At 62.2% G+C, this 16,236-nt stretch carries 18 protein-coding genes; 10 read left to right on the top strand and 8 right to left on the bottom strand.

Going from position 1 to position 16,236, the window contains the following annotated elements:
* Positions 1 to 52: 52 nt before the first annotated feature.
* The 3 genes from EAX62_RS16065 to EAX62_RS16075 form a co-directional block, all read right to left on the bottom strand.
* Positions 53 to 880 carry an ABC transporter ATP-binding protein gene (locus tag EAX62_RS16065; protein ID WP_121902751.1) on the bottom strand — a complete coding sequence of 276 codons (828 nt, stop codon included), beginning with the start codon at positions 878 to 880 and terminating at the stop codon, positions 53 to 55.
* Positions 877 to 1,701 carry an ABC transporter ATP-binding protein gene (locus EAX62_RS16070; RefSeq protein ID WP_121902752.1) on the bottom strand — a complete coding sequence of 275 codons (825 nt, stop codon included), beginning with the start codon at positions 1,699 to 1,701 and terminating at the stop codon, positions 877 to 879. Before EAX62_RS16070 ends, EAX62_RS16065 begins: the two co-directional genes overlap by 4 nt.
* Before the next feature lie 80 nt (positions 1,702 to 1,781).
* Positions 1,782 to 3,518, bottom strand: a complete 1,737-nt coding sequence (locus EAX62_RS16075) for an ABC transporter substrate-binding protein (protein WP_121902753.1) — start codon at positions 3,516 to 3,518, stop codon at positions 1,782 to 1,784.
* Between the two features lie 307 nt (positions 3,519 to 3,825).
* Here EAX62_RS16075 and EAX62_RS16085 point away from each other — a divergent pair, with 307 nt between their 5' ends.
* The 3 genes from EAX62_RS16085 (at position 3,826) to EAX62_RS16095 (ending at position 4,771) form a co-directional block, all read left to right on the top strand.
* The gene (locus tag EAX62_RS16085; RefSeq protein WP_199711351.1) at positions 3,826 to 4,107 is read left to right on the top strand and encodes a HigA family addiction module antitoxin; all 282 of its coding nucleotides are present in this window, start codon (positions 3,826 to 3,828) and stop codon (positions 4,105 to 4,107) included.
* A 158-nt stretch (positions 4,108 to 4,265) separates the two neighbouring features.
* Entirely contained in the window at positions 4,266 to 4,508 is a 243-nt protein-coding gene (locus tag EAX62_RS16090; protein ID WP_121902772.1) for a type II toxin-antitoxin system Phd/YefM family antitoxin, read from the top strand.
* Positions 4,505 to 4,771: a Txe/YoeB family addiction module toxin gene (locus EAX62_RS16095; RefSeq protein ID WP_199711352.1), complete on the top strand. Its 267-nt coding sequence runs from the start codon at positions 4,505 to 4,507 to the stop codon at positions 4,769 to 4,771. The genes EAX62_RS16090 and EAX62_RS16095 overlap by 4 nt, the downstream gene beginning before the upstream one ends.
* Positions 4,772 to 4,816: 45 nt before the next feature.
* Here the strand turns inward: EAX62_RS16095 and EAX62_RS16100 are convergent, their stop codons facing one another.
* The 3 genes from EAX62_RS16100 to EAX62_RS16110 all read right to left on the bottom strand — a co-directional run bounded on the left by EAX62_RS16100 (position 4,817) and on the right by EAX62_RS16110 (position 7,606).
* On the bottom strand, positions 4,817 to 5,065 hold the full coding sequence (locus EAX62_RS16100; RefSeq protein ID WP_147454151.1) for a hypothetical protein: 249 nt from the start codon (positions 5,063 to 5,065) through the stop codon (positions 4,817 to 4,819).
* Positions 5,066 to 5,396: 331 nt separating this feature from the next.
* Positions 5,397 to 6,980, bottom strand: a complete 1,584-nt coding sequence (locus EAX62_RS16105; protein WP_121902756.1) for an MFS transporter — start codon at positions 6,978 to 6,980, stop codon at positions 5,397 to 5,399.
* Between the two features lie 95 nt (positions 6,981 to 7,075).
* A complete protein-coding gene (locus tag EAX62_RS16110; RefSeq protein ID WP_121902757.1) occupies positions 7,076 to 7,606 on the bottom strand; it encodes a TetR/AcrR family transcriptional regulator in 531 nt (176 codons plus the stop codon).
* A 1,180-nt stretch (positions 7,607 to 8,786) separates the two neighbouring features.
* Between EAX62_RS16110 and EAX62_RS16780 the strand changes: the two genes are divergently transcribed.
* From EAX62_RS16780 to EAX62_RS16785, 7 genes are all read left to right on the top strand, one after another.
* Positions 8,787 to 9,488: a DNA-processing protein DprA gene (locus tag EAX62_RS16780; RefSeq protein WP_158600713.1), complete on the top strand. Its 702-nt coding sequence runs from the start codon at positions 8,787 to 8,789 to the stop codon at positions 9,486 to 9,488.
* Positions 9,489 to 9,902: 414 nt separating this feature from the next.
* A complete protein-coding gene (locus EAX62_RS16120) occupies positions 9,903 to 10,289 on the top strand; it encodes a hypothetical protein (RefSeq protein ID WP_121902759.1) in 387 nt (128 codons plus the stop codon).
* A complete protein-coding gene (locus EAX62_RS16125) occupies positions 10,286 to 11,176 on the top strand; it encodes a hypothetical protein (RefSeq protein WP_121902760.1) in 891 nt (296 codons plus the stop codon). Before EAX62_RS16120 ends, EAX62_RS16125 begins: the two co-directional genes overlap by 4 nt.
* Positions 11,160 to 11,948 (top strand): hypothetical protein, encoded by a 789-nt coding sequence (locus tag EAX62_RS16130; protein WP_147454153.1) that lies wholly within the window; start codon positions 11,160 to 11,162, stop codon positions 11,946 to 11,948. The genes EAX62_RS16125 and EAX62_RS16130 overlap by 17 nt, the downstream gene beginning before the upstream one ends.
* A gap of 835 nt (positions 11,949 to 12,783) precedes the next feature.
* Positions 12,784 to 13,074, top strand: a complete 291-nt coding sequence (locus tag EAX62_RS16135; protein ID WP_121902762.1) for a hypothetical protein — start codon at positions 12,784 to 12,786, stop codon at positions 13,072 to 13,074.
* An 83-nt stretch (positions 13,075 to 13,157) separates the two neighbouring features.
* Entirely contained in the window at positions 13,158 to 13,409 is a 252-nt protein-coding gene (locus tag EAX62_RS16140; RefSeq protein ID WP_121902763.1) for a hypothetical protein, read from the top strand.
* A 451-nt stretch (positions 13,410 to 13,860) separates the two neighbouring features.
* Positions 13,861 to 14,244: a hypothetical protein gene (locus EAX62_RS16785; protein ID WP_158600714.1), complete on the top strand. Its 384-nt coding sequence runs from the start codon at positions 13,861 to 13,863 to the stop codon at positions 14,242 to 14,244.
* Positions 14,245 to 14,569: 325 nt separating this feature from the next.
* Here the strand turns inward: EAX62_RS16785 and EAX62_RS16150 are convergent, their stop codons facing one another.
* Together EAX62_RS16150 and EAX62_RS16155 are read right to left on the bottom strand one after the other, a co-directional pair.
* A complete protein-coding gene (locus EAX62_RS16150; RefSeq protein WP_121902765.1) occupies positions 14,570 to 15,355 on the bottom strand; it encodes a DUF2382 domain-containing protein in 786 nt (261 codons plus the stop codon).
* 380 nt (positions 15,356 to 15,735) lie between these two features.
* On the bottom strand, positions 15,736 to 15,969 hold the full coding sequence (locus EAX62_RS16155) for a hypothetical protein (RefSeq protein WP_147454154.1): 234 nt from the start codon (positions 15,967 to 15,969) through the stop codon (positions 15,736 to 15,738).
* Positions 15,970 to 16,236: the final 267 nt, after the last annotated feature.

The following is a 16,236-nucleotide window of genomic DNA, read 5'->3' on the forward strand; positions in this document are numbered from 1 at the left end:
CTGACTGGGCCAACTGTGCCTACACCCGTTGGTGCGCCTGCCACATCGGAGTTCACTGTGCACCTCCCACACTGGGTTGAAATGGGGTGAAGGTCTGAAGTTGAGCGAAGTGCTTGTCCGGGTCCGGGGATGCGTCGCGGAGGCTCTTCGTGTATGGGTCTTGGGGGTGGAGGATGACGGAGTCGGCGCTGCCGTGTTCGACAACCCTTCCTTGATTCAGCACCATGATGTCGTCGCTGAAGTGACGCGCGGTGGCGAGGTCATGGGTGATGTAGAGGACTCCCAGACCTTCTTCCTTTTGAAGATCGGCAAGCAGGTTCAGCACCCCCAACCGGATGGACACGTCCAACATGGACACCGGTTCGTCGGCGATGAGTAACGACGGACGCGATGCGAGTGCTCGGGCTATGGCAACGCGCTGTCTCTGTCCCCCGGAGAGCTCGTGCGGCCGCCGGTCGATGGTTTCGCCTGGCACGAGTCGTACGCGCTCGAGAAGCCGTCGAACTTCACCATCCACTTCCGCTCTCGGAACCACGTTGTCGAGGAGCAGCGGGCGCTCAATGTGGTGACGGATCGTGTGGTAAGGATTCAGCGAGGCGAACGGATCCTGGAACACCATGCGCAACTGCTGACGGTACTTCCGGAGGCCCTTGCCTCGGATTGGTATGGGCGCACCATCGAGAAGGACTTCGCCGGAGGTGTGCGTTTCGAGCTGCGTGAGAATCTTGGCGATCGTGGACTTGCCGCTGCCGGACTGCCCAACAAGCCCGATCGTCTGGTGCGACGCGAGCGTGAAGCTCACGTTGTCCAAAGCCTTGATCTGGCCTGCGCCGCGAACATTATAAATTTTGGTGACGTGCTTGAACTCCAGCGTGGTCATCGGGACACCACTCCCTTCGCACCCGTGAGTCGAGGAAACGACGCCAGGAGCGTCTTGGTGTAGTCGTTCTGGGGGTTTCTCCACAGCTGCTCGGACGTACCCATTTCGACGATCTCACCTCCCTTCATGATCGCTATGCGGTCTGAGATTTCCAGCAGGAGTGGTAGATCGTGTGTGATGAAGACCACTGTGAAACCGAACTCGTGACGCAGCGTTGAAATCTGTTTGAGGATCTCGCGCTGCACCAGAACATCGAGAGCGGTGGTGGGCTCATCCATGATCATCAACTGGGGACGCAGGGCGAGAGCCATCGCGATCATGACACGCTGACGCATGCCGCCGGAGAGTTCATGGGGGAAGGACCGCGCACGCTCCGCACCCACCTTGACTATTTCAAGGAGCTCGGAAACCTCGGTGCGGCGCTCCTTCTTTGACAAATCGGGGCGGTGGACGATGAACACATCTTCCAACTGTCTACCGATGGGTGCGACAGGGTTCAGGGCGTTCATCGCACCCTGGAACACCATGGAGATCTTGTCCCACCGAAAGCTCTGCATCTGCGCGGCGTCGAGGCTGTTGATATCGATGTCGGTGCCCGATACGTCGTGCAGGATCACTTCACCGCCGGTGATGACGGCGGGGGGCTTGAGTAGCCTCTGGATGCCGTAGGCGAGTGTGGTTTTCCCGCAACCGCTCTCCCCAGCGAGGCCAAATATCTCGCCGCGCTGCAAATCCAGGCTGACCTCTGTGACAGCTCGCACCGGCGGGTCCACGTCGTAGACCACTGAGAAGTCTCGTACGGAAAGAAGTGTGTTGCTCATCGGTATGTCTCGGCTTTCGTCGTCGAAGCGTTGAGTGGGGGGGTGGAGGCGCAGCCACCACCCCCCTCGGGACACATACGTCAGTTCGCTGGCTTCAGCTTTTGCAGAATCTGAACAATGGTCGGCTGCGTCGGATCACCGGAGGCATAGGGGTTGTCGGCGTCGGGCCAGCCCACGTAGTTCCGAGTGTTGTACTCGCCGAGCAATGGGTGCGCACCCAGCGGGATAGCTGGAATGTCTTCGACGAAGGCAGTCTGCATGACCCCCAGCGCCGTGGTGCGCTCTTCCTCTGTGGAGGATGAGGCGTAGGCGTTCAGCGCTTCGGTGACCTTGGGATTGTCATAGCGACCGAAGTTGAACCCGGCGTTGCCGTCCTCGCCGATCCAGCGCGTGTCCATCGTTGAGGTGTAGAGACCGTAGGCGTTGTTCGTGGCTTCGAGCCAGTGGATGATGGCATCGAACGTGCCCTTCGTTCGGGCCTCATCCCAGCCACCCCAGTCGGGCTGGTCGATCTTGACTTCGACACCGAGGATGTCGTTCACCTCTTCGGAGATCAGCTGTTGCTCGGTGTTCCAATCGCTCCAGCCGGCGGGGACGGAAAGCTTGAAACTGACGACGTCACCCCCAGGATTGACGAGCTCGTCGTCACCGTTCCACGAGTAGCCAGCATCCGTGAGGATTTGGCGAGCCTTGTCCTTGTCGACCGAATACTTCTCGCTGGCGAATTCGGGAAGGATCTCCGATGCCAGTAGTTCAGACAGGCCCGTTTTATTCCAGATCGCCTCGCTCGCACCCTCGCGAGCGATATCTACGTAGGCTTGGCGGTCAATTGTGTACGCCATCGCCTCACGGAAGGCCTTGTCGTTGAACGGTGGTTGTTGCAGGTTCATGAAGAGGGTCGCTGCGCCGGAGGTGGGAGCAACGAAGTACTTGTTGTGCTCAGCATCAGCGGCCAGGAAACTGGCCTCGATTTGCGGCAGGAATGCCTGCGCCCAGTCGGCATCCCCGGAGACCAGGGCTGTGGTGAGAGCCGCATTGTCGCCGTAGGAGATGTAGTTCAACGTGGGCACTGCCAACGCGCCGCCCCACCAGTCGTCGCGCGCCGTCAGCGTCACGGACTCGGTCGACCAGTTGGACAAGACGTAGGGGCCGGTGCCGACGACTTGGCCTTCACCCGTGAGCGGGTCCGTGCCGGGGTCCTCGATTTTCTCCCAGATGTGTTTGGGCACGATGGGGGTGTGGAGCACTGCCGCCTGGCGAACAAACATGGAGTCTTTGAAGTTCAACGTGATCTTGTCGCCGTCGACGTCCGCGCCGGTGTAATTGAGACCGGAGGTGTCGGTGAGGCGACCGTCGAGGTACTGGCCGAAGGTGTAGACGATGTCGTCACCGGTAAACGGCTCACCATCACTCCACGTGACGCCCGAACGGGGGACCACCGTGAGAGAGGTGAAGTCATCGCTCCACTCCACAGATTCGGCGAGCCACGGGGTGGTTTCCAGGGCGCCAGTGGGGTTCACCAGGGCGAGGGGCTCAAAGATCACCATGCGGTAGCTGTACGTCGACGCGGACGAGTCGCCGAGGTAGGGGTTGTTGGACTGCGTCGTGATCGCGCCGTCCGGTTTCGCGATGGTCAGTGCGGCCGTGCCCTGGACGGTTCCCCCGGACTGGGTCGAACCAGCCGTACTAGAGGGGTCAGTGGCCGGGTCGTTGCCGCCCGAGCATCCGGACATCAGCAGTGCGCTGGCCGCGACCGCAGCCGCGAACACGGAAATCTTCTTTGACTTCCACCCAACAGGGACGAGGGTTAGCTTCATGGGCCTACTCCTATGTAAACGCCGGTTGCCATGGGGGCCATGACACGATTAGCTTACCGATCAGTTGGTAAGCTACTCGTGATCCTGTGTAACGATTTGATCACGGTTGTTGACGATGGTCAGAGTCCTGGCAGGCCCCGAGGCGATCGCGTTGCTTCACGGTGCGAGTGTCTGCGGTAAGTGGCGGTGTTCTGGTTTCGCTTATTTGGGTGAATGGGAACTGGCGTGTCACGTTCCGGTTCATCGATGCAGACGTCGAGTTGGTCGACTATCAGGACTACCACTGAGGGAGGTGAGGGTGATGGTGATGAAGACACCGGTGCATCCCGGGGAGATTCTGCGGGTGGACGTGCTCGCTGAGCTGGGCTTGGGTGTGGGTGATGCCGCGTCCCGGTTGGGGATTTCTCGGGTGGCGTTGAGTCGGGTGCTGCACGGGCATGCCCGGGTCAGTCCGAACCTCGCGGTTCGTTTGGAGGAGGCCGGCGTGGGAAGCGCCCGGGCGTGGTTGGCCATGCAGACGGCCTACGACCTAGCTGCCGAACGTGCTGCTGGACGGCCAACGGTCCGTCGCCTGGACGACGCCGCCTGAGCATCCGCATCTGCCGCTTCTGTGACGTTCGCGGGTGATCTGGTCGGCTATTGATGGCCGTATTGAATCGCGTCGATGGTAGAGGCCCAGGCATGAGCCTCCAGTATTGTTTGTGCGGGCGTACGTCTTAACGTACGCTCGTGGTGGAGGTGGGATCCATGACCGCTGTGAGCGCAACGTCAGCCCGGGCGAACCTGTACCGGTTGATAGACCAAGTCAACGTGGAATCCGAACCGTTGACCATCACCAGTCAGCGGGGCAACGCCGTGCTCGTCGGCGAGGAGGACTGGTTGGCCATCCAGGAGACGCTGTTCCTTGAGTCGGTACCGGGGTTGGCCGAGTCGATCCGTCACGCCCGCGCGGAGGGCGTCGACGCTGGCTCGACTGAGCTGGACTGGTGAGTCCTTGGATGCTGGTGTACTCGCGTCAGGCGCAGAAGGACGCTAAGAAGCTGGCTTCCTCAGGGCTGAAGACGAAGGCGCAGCACCTTCTGGAGGTTCTGGCCCAAGACCCGTTCACCACGCCACCGAAGTACGAGAAGTTGGTCGGAGACCTTGCCGGCTGCTACTCACGGCGCATCAACATCCAACACCGACTTGTCTATGAAGTGCTCCCTGATCGCCACGTCGTCCACATCCTTCGGATGTGGACCCACTACGAGTAGTCACATACCGAACACGCACTTCTGCCGCATCGGGTGGGGATGAGGCTACGCGTCTTCGTTGAGGGTTTGACAGTCCTGTGTGAGGATGATTCTCAGCCGGGACGTCGCTTGACGGTCGGAGAGTTCTCCGTCGACCCGATACGTGATGACCTGGCTGCGGACTCGGCCAGTTTCGGCCGCGTCCCTCGACAGAGCCAGGGTGAGGAAGACATCGGTCCCGGGAGCCAGCATGTACCCGTCCACAGGTTGACGACCGGCCCACAGATCGGGGTTCTCTTTCGCCGGGTCACGCATGCCGCCTACCCCGAGCGTGGTTCCGTCACTTTGTTGCACCGGCGGTACGGCGTATGACTATGGCAGCGTCGGTTGGACCCACCAGGGCAGTTTAAGCGGGACCCACTTCAGCAGTTTCGGGTGTCACGGGCAATCTAACCGGGACCCACCTGCATCGTGGTGGGTCTGCTGCACGATCAGGTGACAGTGTGACCTGACCCACCAGCCGCTGCTACACCCGAGCCTCCCATAGGGACGCCCGCTGATTTCAATGGGTTCCGCTACCTCATCACCGGGGAGGTACTTCTAGTGATACAGGCCCCATAAGCCGCTGACTGGTGATCGAACTTCCTCATGTGACCGTCACGGCATTGTGTCGCTGTTCGCGAGTTGGTTGCTCGGTTGGCTCGTCCGCGAGCCGGCGTTCTTTGAACCCGATCAGCACGATGGCGGCGGCGCTCAGTGAGAGCAGGGTTCCCAGAACACCTAACCAGCCCACGCCTGAGTCGAAGGCCAGGCGGGCAGATGTCATCAGGGCGTCGGCGGTGCTTGCTGATACCTCATCAGCCACGGCCGCAGCGCCGCCGAGGGTTTCAGCCGCCGCGGACATCTGCTGAGCCGTCAGCCCGGCCGGCAATGAGATGTTGGCGCGGTAGAAAGCGGTGATCATGGTGCCGAGCGTTGCGGTTCCCACCACGGCGCCGAGTTCGTAGGCGGTCTCGGAAATGGCCGATGCTGAGCCTGCTTTCTCGGGGGGGACGGAGCCGATGATGGTGTCGCTGGAGAGTGTTTGAGACATGCCGATGCCGATCTCGATGAGACCGAACGCGAGGAGGATTGCTGCGACGGTGAAGTCGCCACGGAACACCACGACGGAGGCGTAGCCGATCGCGATGAGTACCAGTCCCACGGCCATGAGCCATTTCGGAGCCCAGCGCTTGCTCAACCCCACTACCCCGATGCCGGCTATCACGGAAAGGATGGCGCCGGGCAGCAGTACCAGTCCTGCCTTGAGGGGGCTCAACTCGAGCACGAGCTGCAGGTGCTGGGAGATGAAGAAGATGAACGAGATCAAACTGACGACGGAGAGGAAGTTGGCCAGTACCGACGCGGTGAAGGGTAGGTACGTGAAGAGTCGTACGTCGAGCAGAGGGGTGGTGGCGCGCAGCTGTCTCCGGATGAACCATGCAATGAAGAATGCGCCAGCCATGGCGGCGACGACGGGCCAGATTGTGGTGGCCTCGTGGGCGAGGGTCTTGATGGACCACACCACCAGGAACATGCCTGCGAAGGACAGCGCCACGCTGAGCAGGTCCACGGGTCCTGGGCTGGGGTCCTTGGACTCGGGCAGCAGGAAACGGTACAGCAGCAACAGTGGAAACAAAATGGGAACCGAGATCAAGAACACCGCTCCCCAATGGAAATGCTCCAGCAGCACGCCACCGAGGATGGGACCGAGGCTGGAGCCAGCCGCGAAGCCGGTCGCCCAGATCGCGATCGCCTTGCGGCGGCGCATGGGGTCGATGAAGATGTTGCGCAACAGGGAAAGGGTGGAGGGCATCAACATGGCCCCGAAACCTCCCAGGGCGGCGCGAGCAGCCACGAGCTGTCCCGGAGTCGACGCGAACGCCGCCGCAACCGACACCAGAGCGAAACCGACGGCACCGATGATCAGCAGACGGCGTCGGCCGAAGCGGTCGCTCAGACTGCCCATGGTGATGAGCAGTGCTGCCAGGACGAGCGCGTAGATGTCCATGATCCACAGCTGTGTTGAGGCGCTCGGACCCAGGTCTTCGGTGATCAGTGGCAGCGCAAAACTCAGCACAGTGTTGTCCACCGAGATCAGCAGCACCGGCAGCATCAGGACGGCTAGTGCAGCCCACTGCCGCCGGTGCGACATCTCCGCAGCGGAGGTGTGCTGGGTGAAAAATGACATGCAAATAGTCCTTCGTGGATGAAGCAGGGGGTCAAGCGGGGCCGTGGCTGCGGGATGGGTCGGCGGGAAGAGACAGGTGGTGGGGGGTGCTGAGGCTAGCTGAGCTGCACCCTGGTCAGGGTGGCAAGCAGATCCGCTCGTGACGATGGCGAAAGACCGCCTCCAAGTAGCGCACTGACGAACAATCCGTCTCCCACCACGCGAATCAGCAATGCCCGCTGCTTGGCATCGGGGCCTTCGAGTTCAGCCGCGAGTCTGCGGTCGACATGGGCGATGAACTCCTCATGTCCGCAGTCCTCTAGCGCATCCGCTGCCCGCAACGCCTGCAACGCAGTCAGGAGCACGAACACCTCATTCATTTCCTCCGACTCTGGCGTTGAGGCCCTCAACCACGCGTCGACGGCTGAGCCCTTCTCACAGAGTTCGTCGAATGAGGAGATCGACTTGGTACTCAGCCACCGGACCAGCCCCTGCAGGAGCGCGACCCGCGTCGGGAAATGGTGGAGCAGGCCACCTTTGGACACACCGGAGGCACGCACCACGGCGTCGAGTGACGGCACAGCGTGCCGACCAACAGTGAGATCGTAGGCCGCCTGCAGGATCGAAGAGCGAGCGTCGGAGAGCATCAACCGAGGGTACAGTCCGTCTGGACGGTTGGCAATCGCCGGTGATTTTGTCGGCGCACGCTTCACCAACTGCTCGCGCTCGCGCCACCCCTCCCCCGCCACCCGACGAATTGGTCGAGAAGTCGGATGACCACCCCCGTCGGCCGTCCCGAGCAGGCGAGAGCGGGTCGGGACCCTGCTGACCGCAACATCCGACGCGCGTGCCTTCACGCCGCCGCAGCCGTGGCCACCAACCTCTAGACCACAGCCTTCCTGAAGCAGCAGCTCACACGTCCTTGCTTCCGGTAGCCATCAACGGGGCGGGGCCGGGCTTTCCATTGCGTCTATCCAGATGTCATCGTTGAGATTTGGGTCACGTCCCCATGTTCGCCAAAGCGTCATAACAAAGTCAACGGATCCGTCGGCTGGCCAAGGTCGGAATTGGCCAGTCCATCGGTCGAGACGTCCGAGCCGGGCTCCATCCTTCAGTAGAGCGCGCAGAATAGCAGCGGCCAGTCTGCGAACATTGGCATCGTCGGCACTCGGATTCGCTCGCCGGATGTGCACGGGGAGCGTCCACAGTCCGACGTAGTCGTCATCGAGTTCGGTACGGACGATGTCGAGCACCGAATCAAACACCTGGCCCTCGCTACTCATGGATTGAACTTCGTCTCTCCTCTTGTGTTTTTCTTTCCAAGAATCCTAGTGATTCGTGTTCCTTGGGCGCCGTCTGTATCTCAGCCCTTCGGCTGACTCGGGCAGCATTCCTGTGACTCACGTCGATCTCGTCGATGGGATCACCGTCGCGAACCCACCGCGATGCGTCAACGTCCTGGTGCCGGCGGCCGCCGGCGTCCACCACATCGGTGGTGGGAGTCGAGCGTCCCTGACGGGTCGCACACCCTGGTTGAGGGTTTTCCCTTCTGGCGGTTCCATCATGATCGGCCGCGGCCGTGGTGCAACCCCCCGTCGCTGCGCTCCGCCCTTACCGGTCCTCGACAATCCGGCGACGCGCTGCGCTAATTCCGCCACCGGATTCTCTTGCGGTCCACGGGGTTCCGGGGGTGGCCACCCCAACCGCTCAGGCCGATCAGATTCCTCATCGCCCAGAAGGACAAGAACAAAGTCGGGCACTCACCAGCACCGGCAGACCACGGGGTCGCGTTTCGCAGGCACCCCACCCTTCCCAGGAGGAAACACCATGACCACCAGCCAGATCACCAGCGTGAGCGCCGCCCTCTACGACGCACGCCGTATCGTCCCCGGCGACCCGGAATGGCCCGACCAGTTGGACCAGTTGGAGCCGCCCGTGACGCAGCTGTGGGTCACCGGAACTGCGAACCTCCACGACGTCCTGACCACCAGCATCACCATCTGCGGTGCCAGAGCTTCCACCAGCTACGGCAACCACGTCACCACACAGATTGCCCACGATCTGGCTGAGGAGGGATGGACCGTGGCAATCGGAGGCAGCTTCGGCATCGACGCCGCCGCCACCCGTGGAGCACTCAGCGCCCGCAACGCCCCCACCGTGATCGTGGCCCCCTGCGGACTCAACATCATCCACCCCACCGCCCACGCCAACCTGTATGCCGGTGTGCTGGCAGCTGGTGGCCTCATCGTCTCGGAATATGACCCCGATGCCCGCCCGGTCAAGGCAGCCCACCAGCGCCGCAGCCAGTTGCTCGGTGTCCTCACCGGCGGAGTTGTCATGGTCGAGGCAGCCCAGCGGACCGGCAGCAAGGCAACCGTGCACGCCGCCGAAGCCATTGGGGCACCCGTGTTCGCGGTCCCCGGCCCGGTCACCAGCAGCGTGAGCCACTACCCCCACGAGCTGATCCGCGACGGCCGCGCCGCCCTGATCACCTCCGCCGCCGACATCATGGAGGAATACGGCAACTGATCGGCGCCGGCGGTGGCCCCGTCCAACGGACTAGGGCCACCACCGGCACCCCGGTCCCCCACCCCAAAAGGCCGGCCCTGGTAGCACAGTGTCAGAGATCCACGCCACACTTAGAAACGGTCGCGCGCCCTCACAGGCAGCGCGGTTCCCCGCACCGGCTGGTTACCGGAGCGGTTTCCTGGAGAAGGTCAGGGCCCCGGCGCTTCGGCGACCGGGGCCCTATTTCCTTTCACTAAAACTTTCCGTCATCGGTGATGGTGTGTGTGGATGTCGTCTGCGTCTCCTTGCAGTGCTCGCTGAAGCTATTGACAGAGAGCAGTAGTGGGGAGTAGACACCAAAATAATAAGTCCCAATATTCGATTCGTTGTCCGGGTCCTGTCCCCTGGTTCCCAGCTGAGCGGGAGGTGAGTGTGGTGAGCGTGTCGCTGGATGTTCGCAACGACCGGCAGGTGGTCGGCCACGCCGCCTTGCGTACCCCGTTGGACGCGCGCGGGCTTGAGTTGATCGTGGTGTCGGGCACGGGCGTGGTGGAGCAGACAGTTGATTCAACAACGAACGCGGAGATCGCCGTAGATGTCCGACTGGGGCAGGCAGTGGGTGTCCTTCGTTCGTCTGCCGCGTACGTCGGGCTTGCCAGTATCAGCAACGGTGACAGCGCCTGGGTGTTCTGCACCGACCGTGCCGTTGTAAGTGTGAGAAATGGTGAATTGTACTTGGGGCTTTGGCTCGCGGTGATGGGCGAGCCGTCGTTCCTGCACCGGTTCTTGTTCGAAGTCGTCGTGGAAGTGGTGCCAGCATGAGCGTGTATGCCATCCCAACCCCTGACGAGTGCTATTCCGTAATGCCTTATCAGTTCAACAAATGGCCACCTGAATCAACTGTCGTGCGTATTCCGATACTAGGTCCAGCACCGTTCAACACTCTTGCCTTCGTCCGCACGCTGGCGTGGATCGAGGAGTACACCCACTCCGACGACAAGCTGCACCGGCACACGGGCACGTTTTCCACACCGCTCTACCTGAGAAACTACGACCGCGAGAACCCAGCGCAACAGCAACTGCAACACTCCAGCACCGCCACCATCTCGATGATGCAGATTTCGCATACGCAGAAACCATTCGAGGACGCGGGAGACAATTTCGTGATTGCGGTCGACCGAATAAGCCCAGAGTTGCTAATTGAACCCAGCGGGCGAGTCCAAATCACGGTCGAGTGGGCATCGAAGTCGGACAATCAGTTCGGCACTCGTCACGCCCAAATTAGTAGTTGGATCCTTTGCTACGAGCCGCCCACCCCCGCCACGGGCCTACCAGTCGGAACACCAGCCCAGATGATCATGTCGCTGGCCACCGTTGGTGTTGACCACAGTGTCGCTGCCTCGGATTTGGAGGACTGGCTGGGTGATCCGGAGACGCCGTACCCTGCCATTTCTCAGGCCCTGTTGACCTTACTGAGTGCACGCCACCTCGCTAGACCGGTCTTCCTCGACGTCATCGTCTTCAACTACGAGGAACGCGCCTCGACGCCGATCGCGATCGACGACGTCGTGCTGGACACGCTGAAGGCCAGCCTTTTGGAGGGCTCAAATAACCGTCACGGCACAGCAGTAACTAGTTTTGAAGCCCTGCTGGGTCCCGAGACAGGGCCTTCTCACAGTGCAGGAGCCGCTGATGGCAATCAATCTTGATGTTGCCGACATGGCCCAGGTCTCTGGTCACAGTGTGATCGTTTCAAACCTTGCCGTTCAAGACCGTTCCCTGCAAGTACTTTCGGGGATCGCGTGCCCTGAGTGGAAGAGTCGCGATGAGAACGTGCGACGGGAACAGATCCGGCTGCGCCTACGTCACGCGTCAGAGGGCCTTGAGCAATGGAGTGTGGCGGTGGGGCTTGCCAGTATCGGCAACGACGACACCAACTTCGCCTTTGGCACTGACCAAGCCGTTCTCGAGATCGAGAACGGTGAACTGTTTTTGTTGGTCGACGCCGCCCTGGCGGGTGACTCAACCTTGAGCCGGTTCTCCTATCAAGTGGTGCTGACTGTTTTACAATCGAAAGCGGCCGTCACCGGAACAATCACTTGGCCAACGAACTGGTTCCGGCCGGTTTCCGGTGAGTCCGCGGCTTTGGCCGGAGTGTTTCAGATTGTGCTGAATCGGCGCAGTGAGATCCCGTTGCAGGGCCCTCTCGGTGGTGTACGTGAAGTCCTCGAACCCCTCAGGGCTGGTGAAATCTCCGGGCTCACCGTCGGAACCGAGACGTGCCAAGCACGCTATCGAATCCTTCGCCCACCGCTGGTCACCCCACTGAAGGTAACCGTGACCACTGAGGCACTACATGGGCCAGGGTCCATCGCCATCGTCCCGATCGTTCCCGATCTCGACCGCGTCTTCGTCACGCTCGAGAACCCAGGCAAAGACGGCATCGACTTCTACGCGAAATGGTACAAAGAGCCAGCCTAAAAGACTCCACACGCGGGGCGCACTCACCAGATCGACACACTGCCCCCACCAGCTCTTGATGGTCAGTCGATATGACGATCAGATCATTTTCTCTCAACCAACAAGACACACTAGGGAACGCTCGCGCGCCCTTTGGGCTGCGCTTCCCTCCCTCGTTGGATACCGGAGCGGTTTCTTGGAGAAGGTAGGGCCCCGATCGACCACGCGGTCCGGACCCTACCTCCATTCCCATCGCACTACCTGCGCTAGGCGCACGGTTTTCGCTGTCCCCCTGTGGGCTGGACGAGCCCGAAGGAATATTGCTCGTGCTGTCCACAGGTGGTCAGGGAGCCAACACGCCACCCCCTAGCTAACCCCGCTAGCCACACTGCATACGCGCCGCGGGGAATCGGCCACACCCCCGGCAAGGCTGCGACAACTCCGGATCGAGGAACCAGCGGAGACGCCCGCGGGCGCCGCCGACTTGGTGCCGGCCCGCCGGCGTCCACCACCTTCGTGGTGGACGGAGCGACCCTGACGGGCCGCACATCCCATTGAAGGTTCTCCCTTCTGGCGGTTCCATCATGACCGGCCGCGTCCGGGGCACCACCCCACTCGCTGCGCTCGTGTCCCTTACCGGTCCTCACACACTGCGCTACGCGCCCCTGCCGGGTTTTCGGCACGCCGAAAAACTTTGCTCCGGCCCCAGGGAGTTACCGGGTGGTGCCCCGACCGCTCAGGCCGGTCAGATTCCTCATCGCCCAGAAGGGCAAAACAAAAGTCGGGCACTCACCAGCACCGGCAGACCACGGGGCCACGTTCACTAGGCACCCCACCCTTCCCAGGAGGACACACCATGACCACCAGATTTTGGACCGCCATCGCTGACCAGCTCGCCACCATCCGCACCAACCGACCCACCACAGTGGCCGAGATCATCGAGACCTTGGGCGGATCCGCAGCCGCCAGCGCCGGAGACGCCTTCTTCGCCGGCTCCGGAGGTGACGACCAACTCTGGGACGCCCTCGAGGAGGCCGGCTGGAGGATCCACCCCATCGAAGGCGCCTACTACTACACCGCCACCCACCCAGCCACCGGTCAGAGCCTGACCTACATCGAGGGCGACGTCTACGACAACACCAAGTAGACGGCCTAGCCAGGACAGGAGGAACGACCATGGATCAGAGGAAGACACTCAGCCACAAGCTGCAGTAGTGGCGCCCCGACACAGTGACGCTCGACCTCAACGAGCAACTGAGCGCACCGTTCTGCCCCAAATGCGCCGACTGGCACGAGACCACCGAAGACCACTCAGCGATCAGCCGTGACGGGGTGTGGGAGAGCCTCGTGCCATTGGAGTGCATGCTGTGCCCAGCCGAGGGCCGGAGTACAGACGGGACCCTGCCCGGCTGGAGCCTCACCCAAGACATGGGAGGTGAGCCAGCCGACGTGTGCCCCACCTGCAGCGCCAAGATCCAGTGACGCAGGCGCGGTGGTTTGCGTCCAACGGACGTGGGTCACCAACCCGACCAATGCCAGTGCTCCACCATAGATTTGATCCCAACCAGTACCAAAGGAAACGACCATGGACACCATCGATCAGCTCATCTTCTCTGCCCTTCGGCGGATCCCCACCCCAAGCGACGCCGCGCATCGCTGGGTAGTCTTCGGCACCCAAAGTGACGTCGGGGCGCAGTGACGCCACCCACCGGGCAGGACGCTGTACCCGCACCCCTGCCCGGCATGGAAGGACTCACAACACGCAGAGAAGTGTGCTTGGTTTGGTGGGCGATCCGCTCCCGACTCCACGGAGCGGGCTGCTGGTGGCTTGCCGTTGGGGCGATCACCACAGCCACCTACGGTGCATGGGTCACTCGGCCCTTGGGTACCGGCACCGCCGCGGCCACGTTCGCCGTGGTGGTCGTGGTGTTCGTTGCCGCAGCCCTGGTCTTTATCGCTGCTGTATATCTGCTCACCAACGCCCACAGGCGTTGGGCGCGGGTGGCTCGTCGGCTACTTCACCGCCGACGCATCCCAGCTGGTTCATCTCCGGGCGGGAGCGTGGATTCTCAGTGACCACTTCGCACGCCGTCGAGGCCACGGCCTCGCAGCCGCGTTCCGGAGGCAGGTGTTCGCGCACCTTGCGGCCGAGGCCGACCGCCACCACGCAGTGATCGTGATGGACACCCACGCCGAGAAACTGGCCCGCATCTACGCCCAGGACATGCCCGGGCTATATGTCGTTGCGCAGCGCCGCACAATCATCAACGGCCCCACCTGGACCCTGCAACGAGATCCGCAACCAGTCAGCTCGTGACAACGAACCGCCCTGGCTGCACCTGCACGGCTTGGCCAAGTCTTCGGGTGACTGTTCCCAAGACACCGCCCACGGCACCGGCGGCGCCGAGTGTGATCATGGTCGCCAACATGACTGCAGCAACCACTAAGCCTGCCTGGGTGATCAATCCGTGAAGGAATCCTGCACGAACGGCAAGGGCGCCGCCACAGGCCCGGTCGCTTTGGACGTGAGGGACATGATTACTCGTCAAAAATTCTGGGTTGAAACAGGTGATGACCTGAAACCTGCCCGGTGAGGTTCCTCCCCCAAGGAACCTCACCGGGCCGGGAATGCTTCCGGGGTGTCAGCGGTTGCGGTGGCCGTCGTCGTCGTCGGTGTCGAGCCGTTCCTTGCGGACATCGGCGCTGACCGTTTCCTGCTCGGTGACGGTTTCCTTGCCGAGTCGGACCTCTTCCACGGCGACGGTGTCTTTGTCCACCACAGCCTTCTCCTCGTGGAGTGTGACCTCGACCTCGCCACCGTCCTCATCGATGCGCCCGCTGCGCTCTTCACCGACGGGGACACGTTCGATGCGGACTTCCTCATGCTGGACCGGGACCGTCTTGGTGACGTTCTCGGTCACCACGTACTTGCGCAGCCGCACCCGACCAGATTCTTGCGTCTGGGTCCCCACGTTGAGGCGTTCCTCCGACAGCGTCAGGGAGTCCTCATCGGCTGCGCCTGGGTGTGTCTGGCCCACCTCTGGTGAATGATCACGGGTGTGCTCGTGTTCGTGCTCGCGGGTGGTGTTGGTGGCCTGTGCCCGGCCTGAGCCCTGCATGGCGTAGTACTCGTAGAGACGGTCCTCGTCGGCGGCCTCGAGGTGGTGGTCCTCATCGAGGTTGGGGGCGTCCTTGATCTGGTCCTTGGTGTAGCCGACGCGGAGGTCGTCACCGCGGGCATCGGCCCCTTCCAACGGGACGAAGCTTTCCGACATGCCGAACAGGCCGGTGTTGACCGTTGCCCAGGATGGCTCCCCTGTGGTGTCGTCGAGGTAGATCTGGCTCAGTGAGCCCACCTTCTCGTCGTTCTGGTCGTAGACGGTTGCCTTGCCGTTCAGCAGGCGGTCGATGTCGGTTGCGCTGATCATCGTCTTCTCCTAGCTCTGGCCACGACTTTCGTGCCGAGAACATCCACTATGCCGACGCCCGGGTGCACTCGATCCCACCCGTTGGGATGAAATTTTCGGCGCACAAATCGGGGTTGAACTTTTGCATCCGGGGTGGCCCAGGCCAGCAGGAAACCCCACCCGCTAGGCCGCTTAGCCAGCGCGGTTACGCCGCGTCACGATGGTCAGCCAGCACACCATCGCCGCACTAGTGATCGCGGCCATGACACACAGGCACGAGAGAGCGCATGAGAAGAGGGCCGCCCCCATATCCGTGGGGACGGCCCTCTCATCAAACGCTGCGTCAACGCACGAAAGCTACGGCCCCGCGGAGCGGGGCGGAACCTCCGGTGCGTCACCGGTCAGCTCGCGGCACGGGCCTGCCGGGTGTCATCCTTTGTCTGCTCAACGGCGACGCCCGCGTCACCCCTGACGGTGTCGGCCGAGGACTGCGCCTGGCCAACAACCTGGTCGGTGGCGGCTGCGGCATCCTGCTTGATGGTCTCACCGGCGTCCTCGGCCACCCCACTAACGGCTTGGGCGGCGTCCCTCTCGCGCTGGGTCGTGGGGATGAGGCCACGATCAGGACCCCGCACACACTGAACGATGTCGGTGGAGCGTACACTGTCGAGCGATTCCATGCAGTGTCGGTCTGACAAGCCAATACAGTCCCTTTTGGGCACGCTGAGAGGTGCTCATGGGTCGCGATTATGGAGAGTGTGGACTCATGACCAACTGAATCGCTCTGGGTTAGTTGGAGACTCCTGAGTTTGGAACGAGGATGGGGTCATGCCGAACGAGGTATCAGTAGGGAAGCCGACGACGCGTCGGTATTCAGAGCAGGAGAAGGCCGCTGCGGTGCG

The sequence above is a fragment of the Tessaracoccus antarcticus genome, assembly GCF_003688855.1.
GTDB classification, from domain to species: Bacteria; Actinomycetota; Actinomycetes; order Propionibacteriales; family Propionibacteriaceae; genus Arachnia; species Arachnia antarctica.

Excerpts from the sequence above, each read along its gene's own strand:
- EAX62_RS16125 (WP_121902760.1), top strand. The coding sequence starts at position 10,286 with ATGAGCGTGTATGCCATCCCAACCCCTGACGAGTGCTATTCCGTAATG.
- EAX62_RS16075 (WP_121902753.1), bottom strand. The coding sequence starts at position 3,518 with ATGAAGCTAACCCTCGTCCCTGTTGGGTGGAAGTCAAAGAAGATTTCC.
- EAX62_RS16070 (WP_121902752.1), bottom strand. The coding sequence starts at position 1,701 with ATGAGCAACACACTTCTTTCCGTACGAGACTTCTCAGTGGTCTACGAC.
- EAX62_RS16065 (WP_121902751.1), bottom strand. The coding sequence starts at position 880 with ATGACCACGCTGGAGTTCAAGCACGTCACCAAAATTTATAATGTTCGC.
- EAX62_RS16100 (WP_147454151.1), bottom strand. The coding sequence starts at position 5,065 with ATGCGTGACCCGGCGAAAGAGAACCCCGATCTGTGGGCCGGTCGTCAA.
- EAX62_RS16110 (WP_121902757.1), bottom strand. The coding sequence starts at position 7,606 with ATGCTCTCCGACGCTCGCTCTTCGATCCTGCAGGCGGCCTACGATCTC.
- EAX62_RS16090 (WP_121902772.1), top strand. The coding sequence starts at position 4,266 with ATGACCGCTGTGAGCGCAACGTCAGCCCGGGCGAACCTGTACCGGTTG.
- EAX62_RS16105 (WP_121902756.1), bottom strand. The coding sequence starts at position 6,980 with ATGTCATTTTTCACCCAGCACACCTCCGCTGCGGAGATGTCGCACCGG.
- EAX62_RS16085 (WP_199711351.1), top strand. The coding sequence starts at position 3,826 with ATGAAGACACCGGTGCATCCCGGGGAGATTCTGCGGGTGGACGTGCTC.
- EAX62_RS16130 (WP_147454153.1), top strand. The coding sequence starts at position 11,160 with ATGGCAATCAATCTTGATGTTGCCGACATGGCCCAGGTCTCTGGTCAC.
- EAX62_RS16780 (WP_158600713.1), top strand. The coding sequence starts at position 8,787 with ATGACCACCAGCCAGATCACCAGCGTGAGCGCCGCCCTCTACGACGCA.
- EAX62_RS16135 (WP_121902762.1), top strand. The coding sequence starts at position 12,784 with ATGACCACCAGATTTTGGACCGCCATCGCTGACCAGCTCGCCACCATC.
- EAX62_RS16150 (WP_121902765.1), bottom strand. The coding sequence starts at position 15,355 with ATGATCAGCGCAACCGACATCGACCGCCTGCTGAACGGCAAGGCAACC.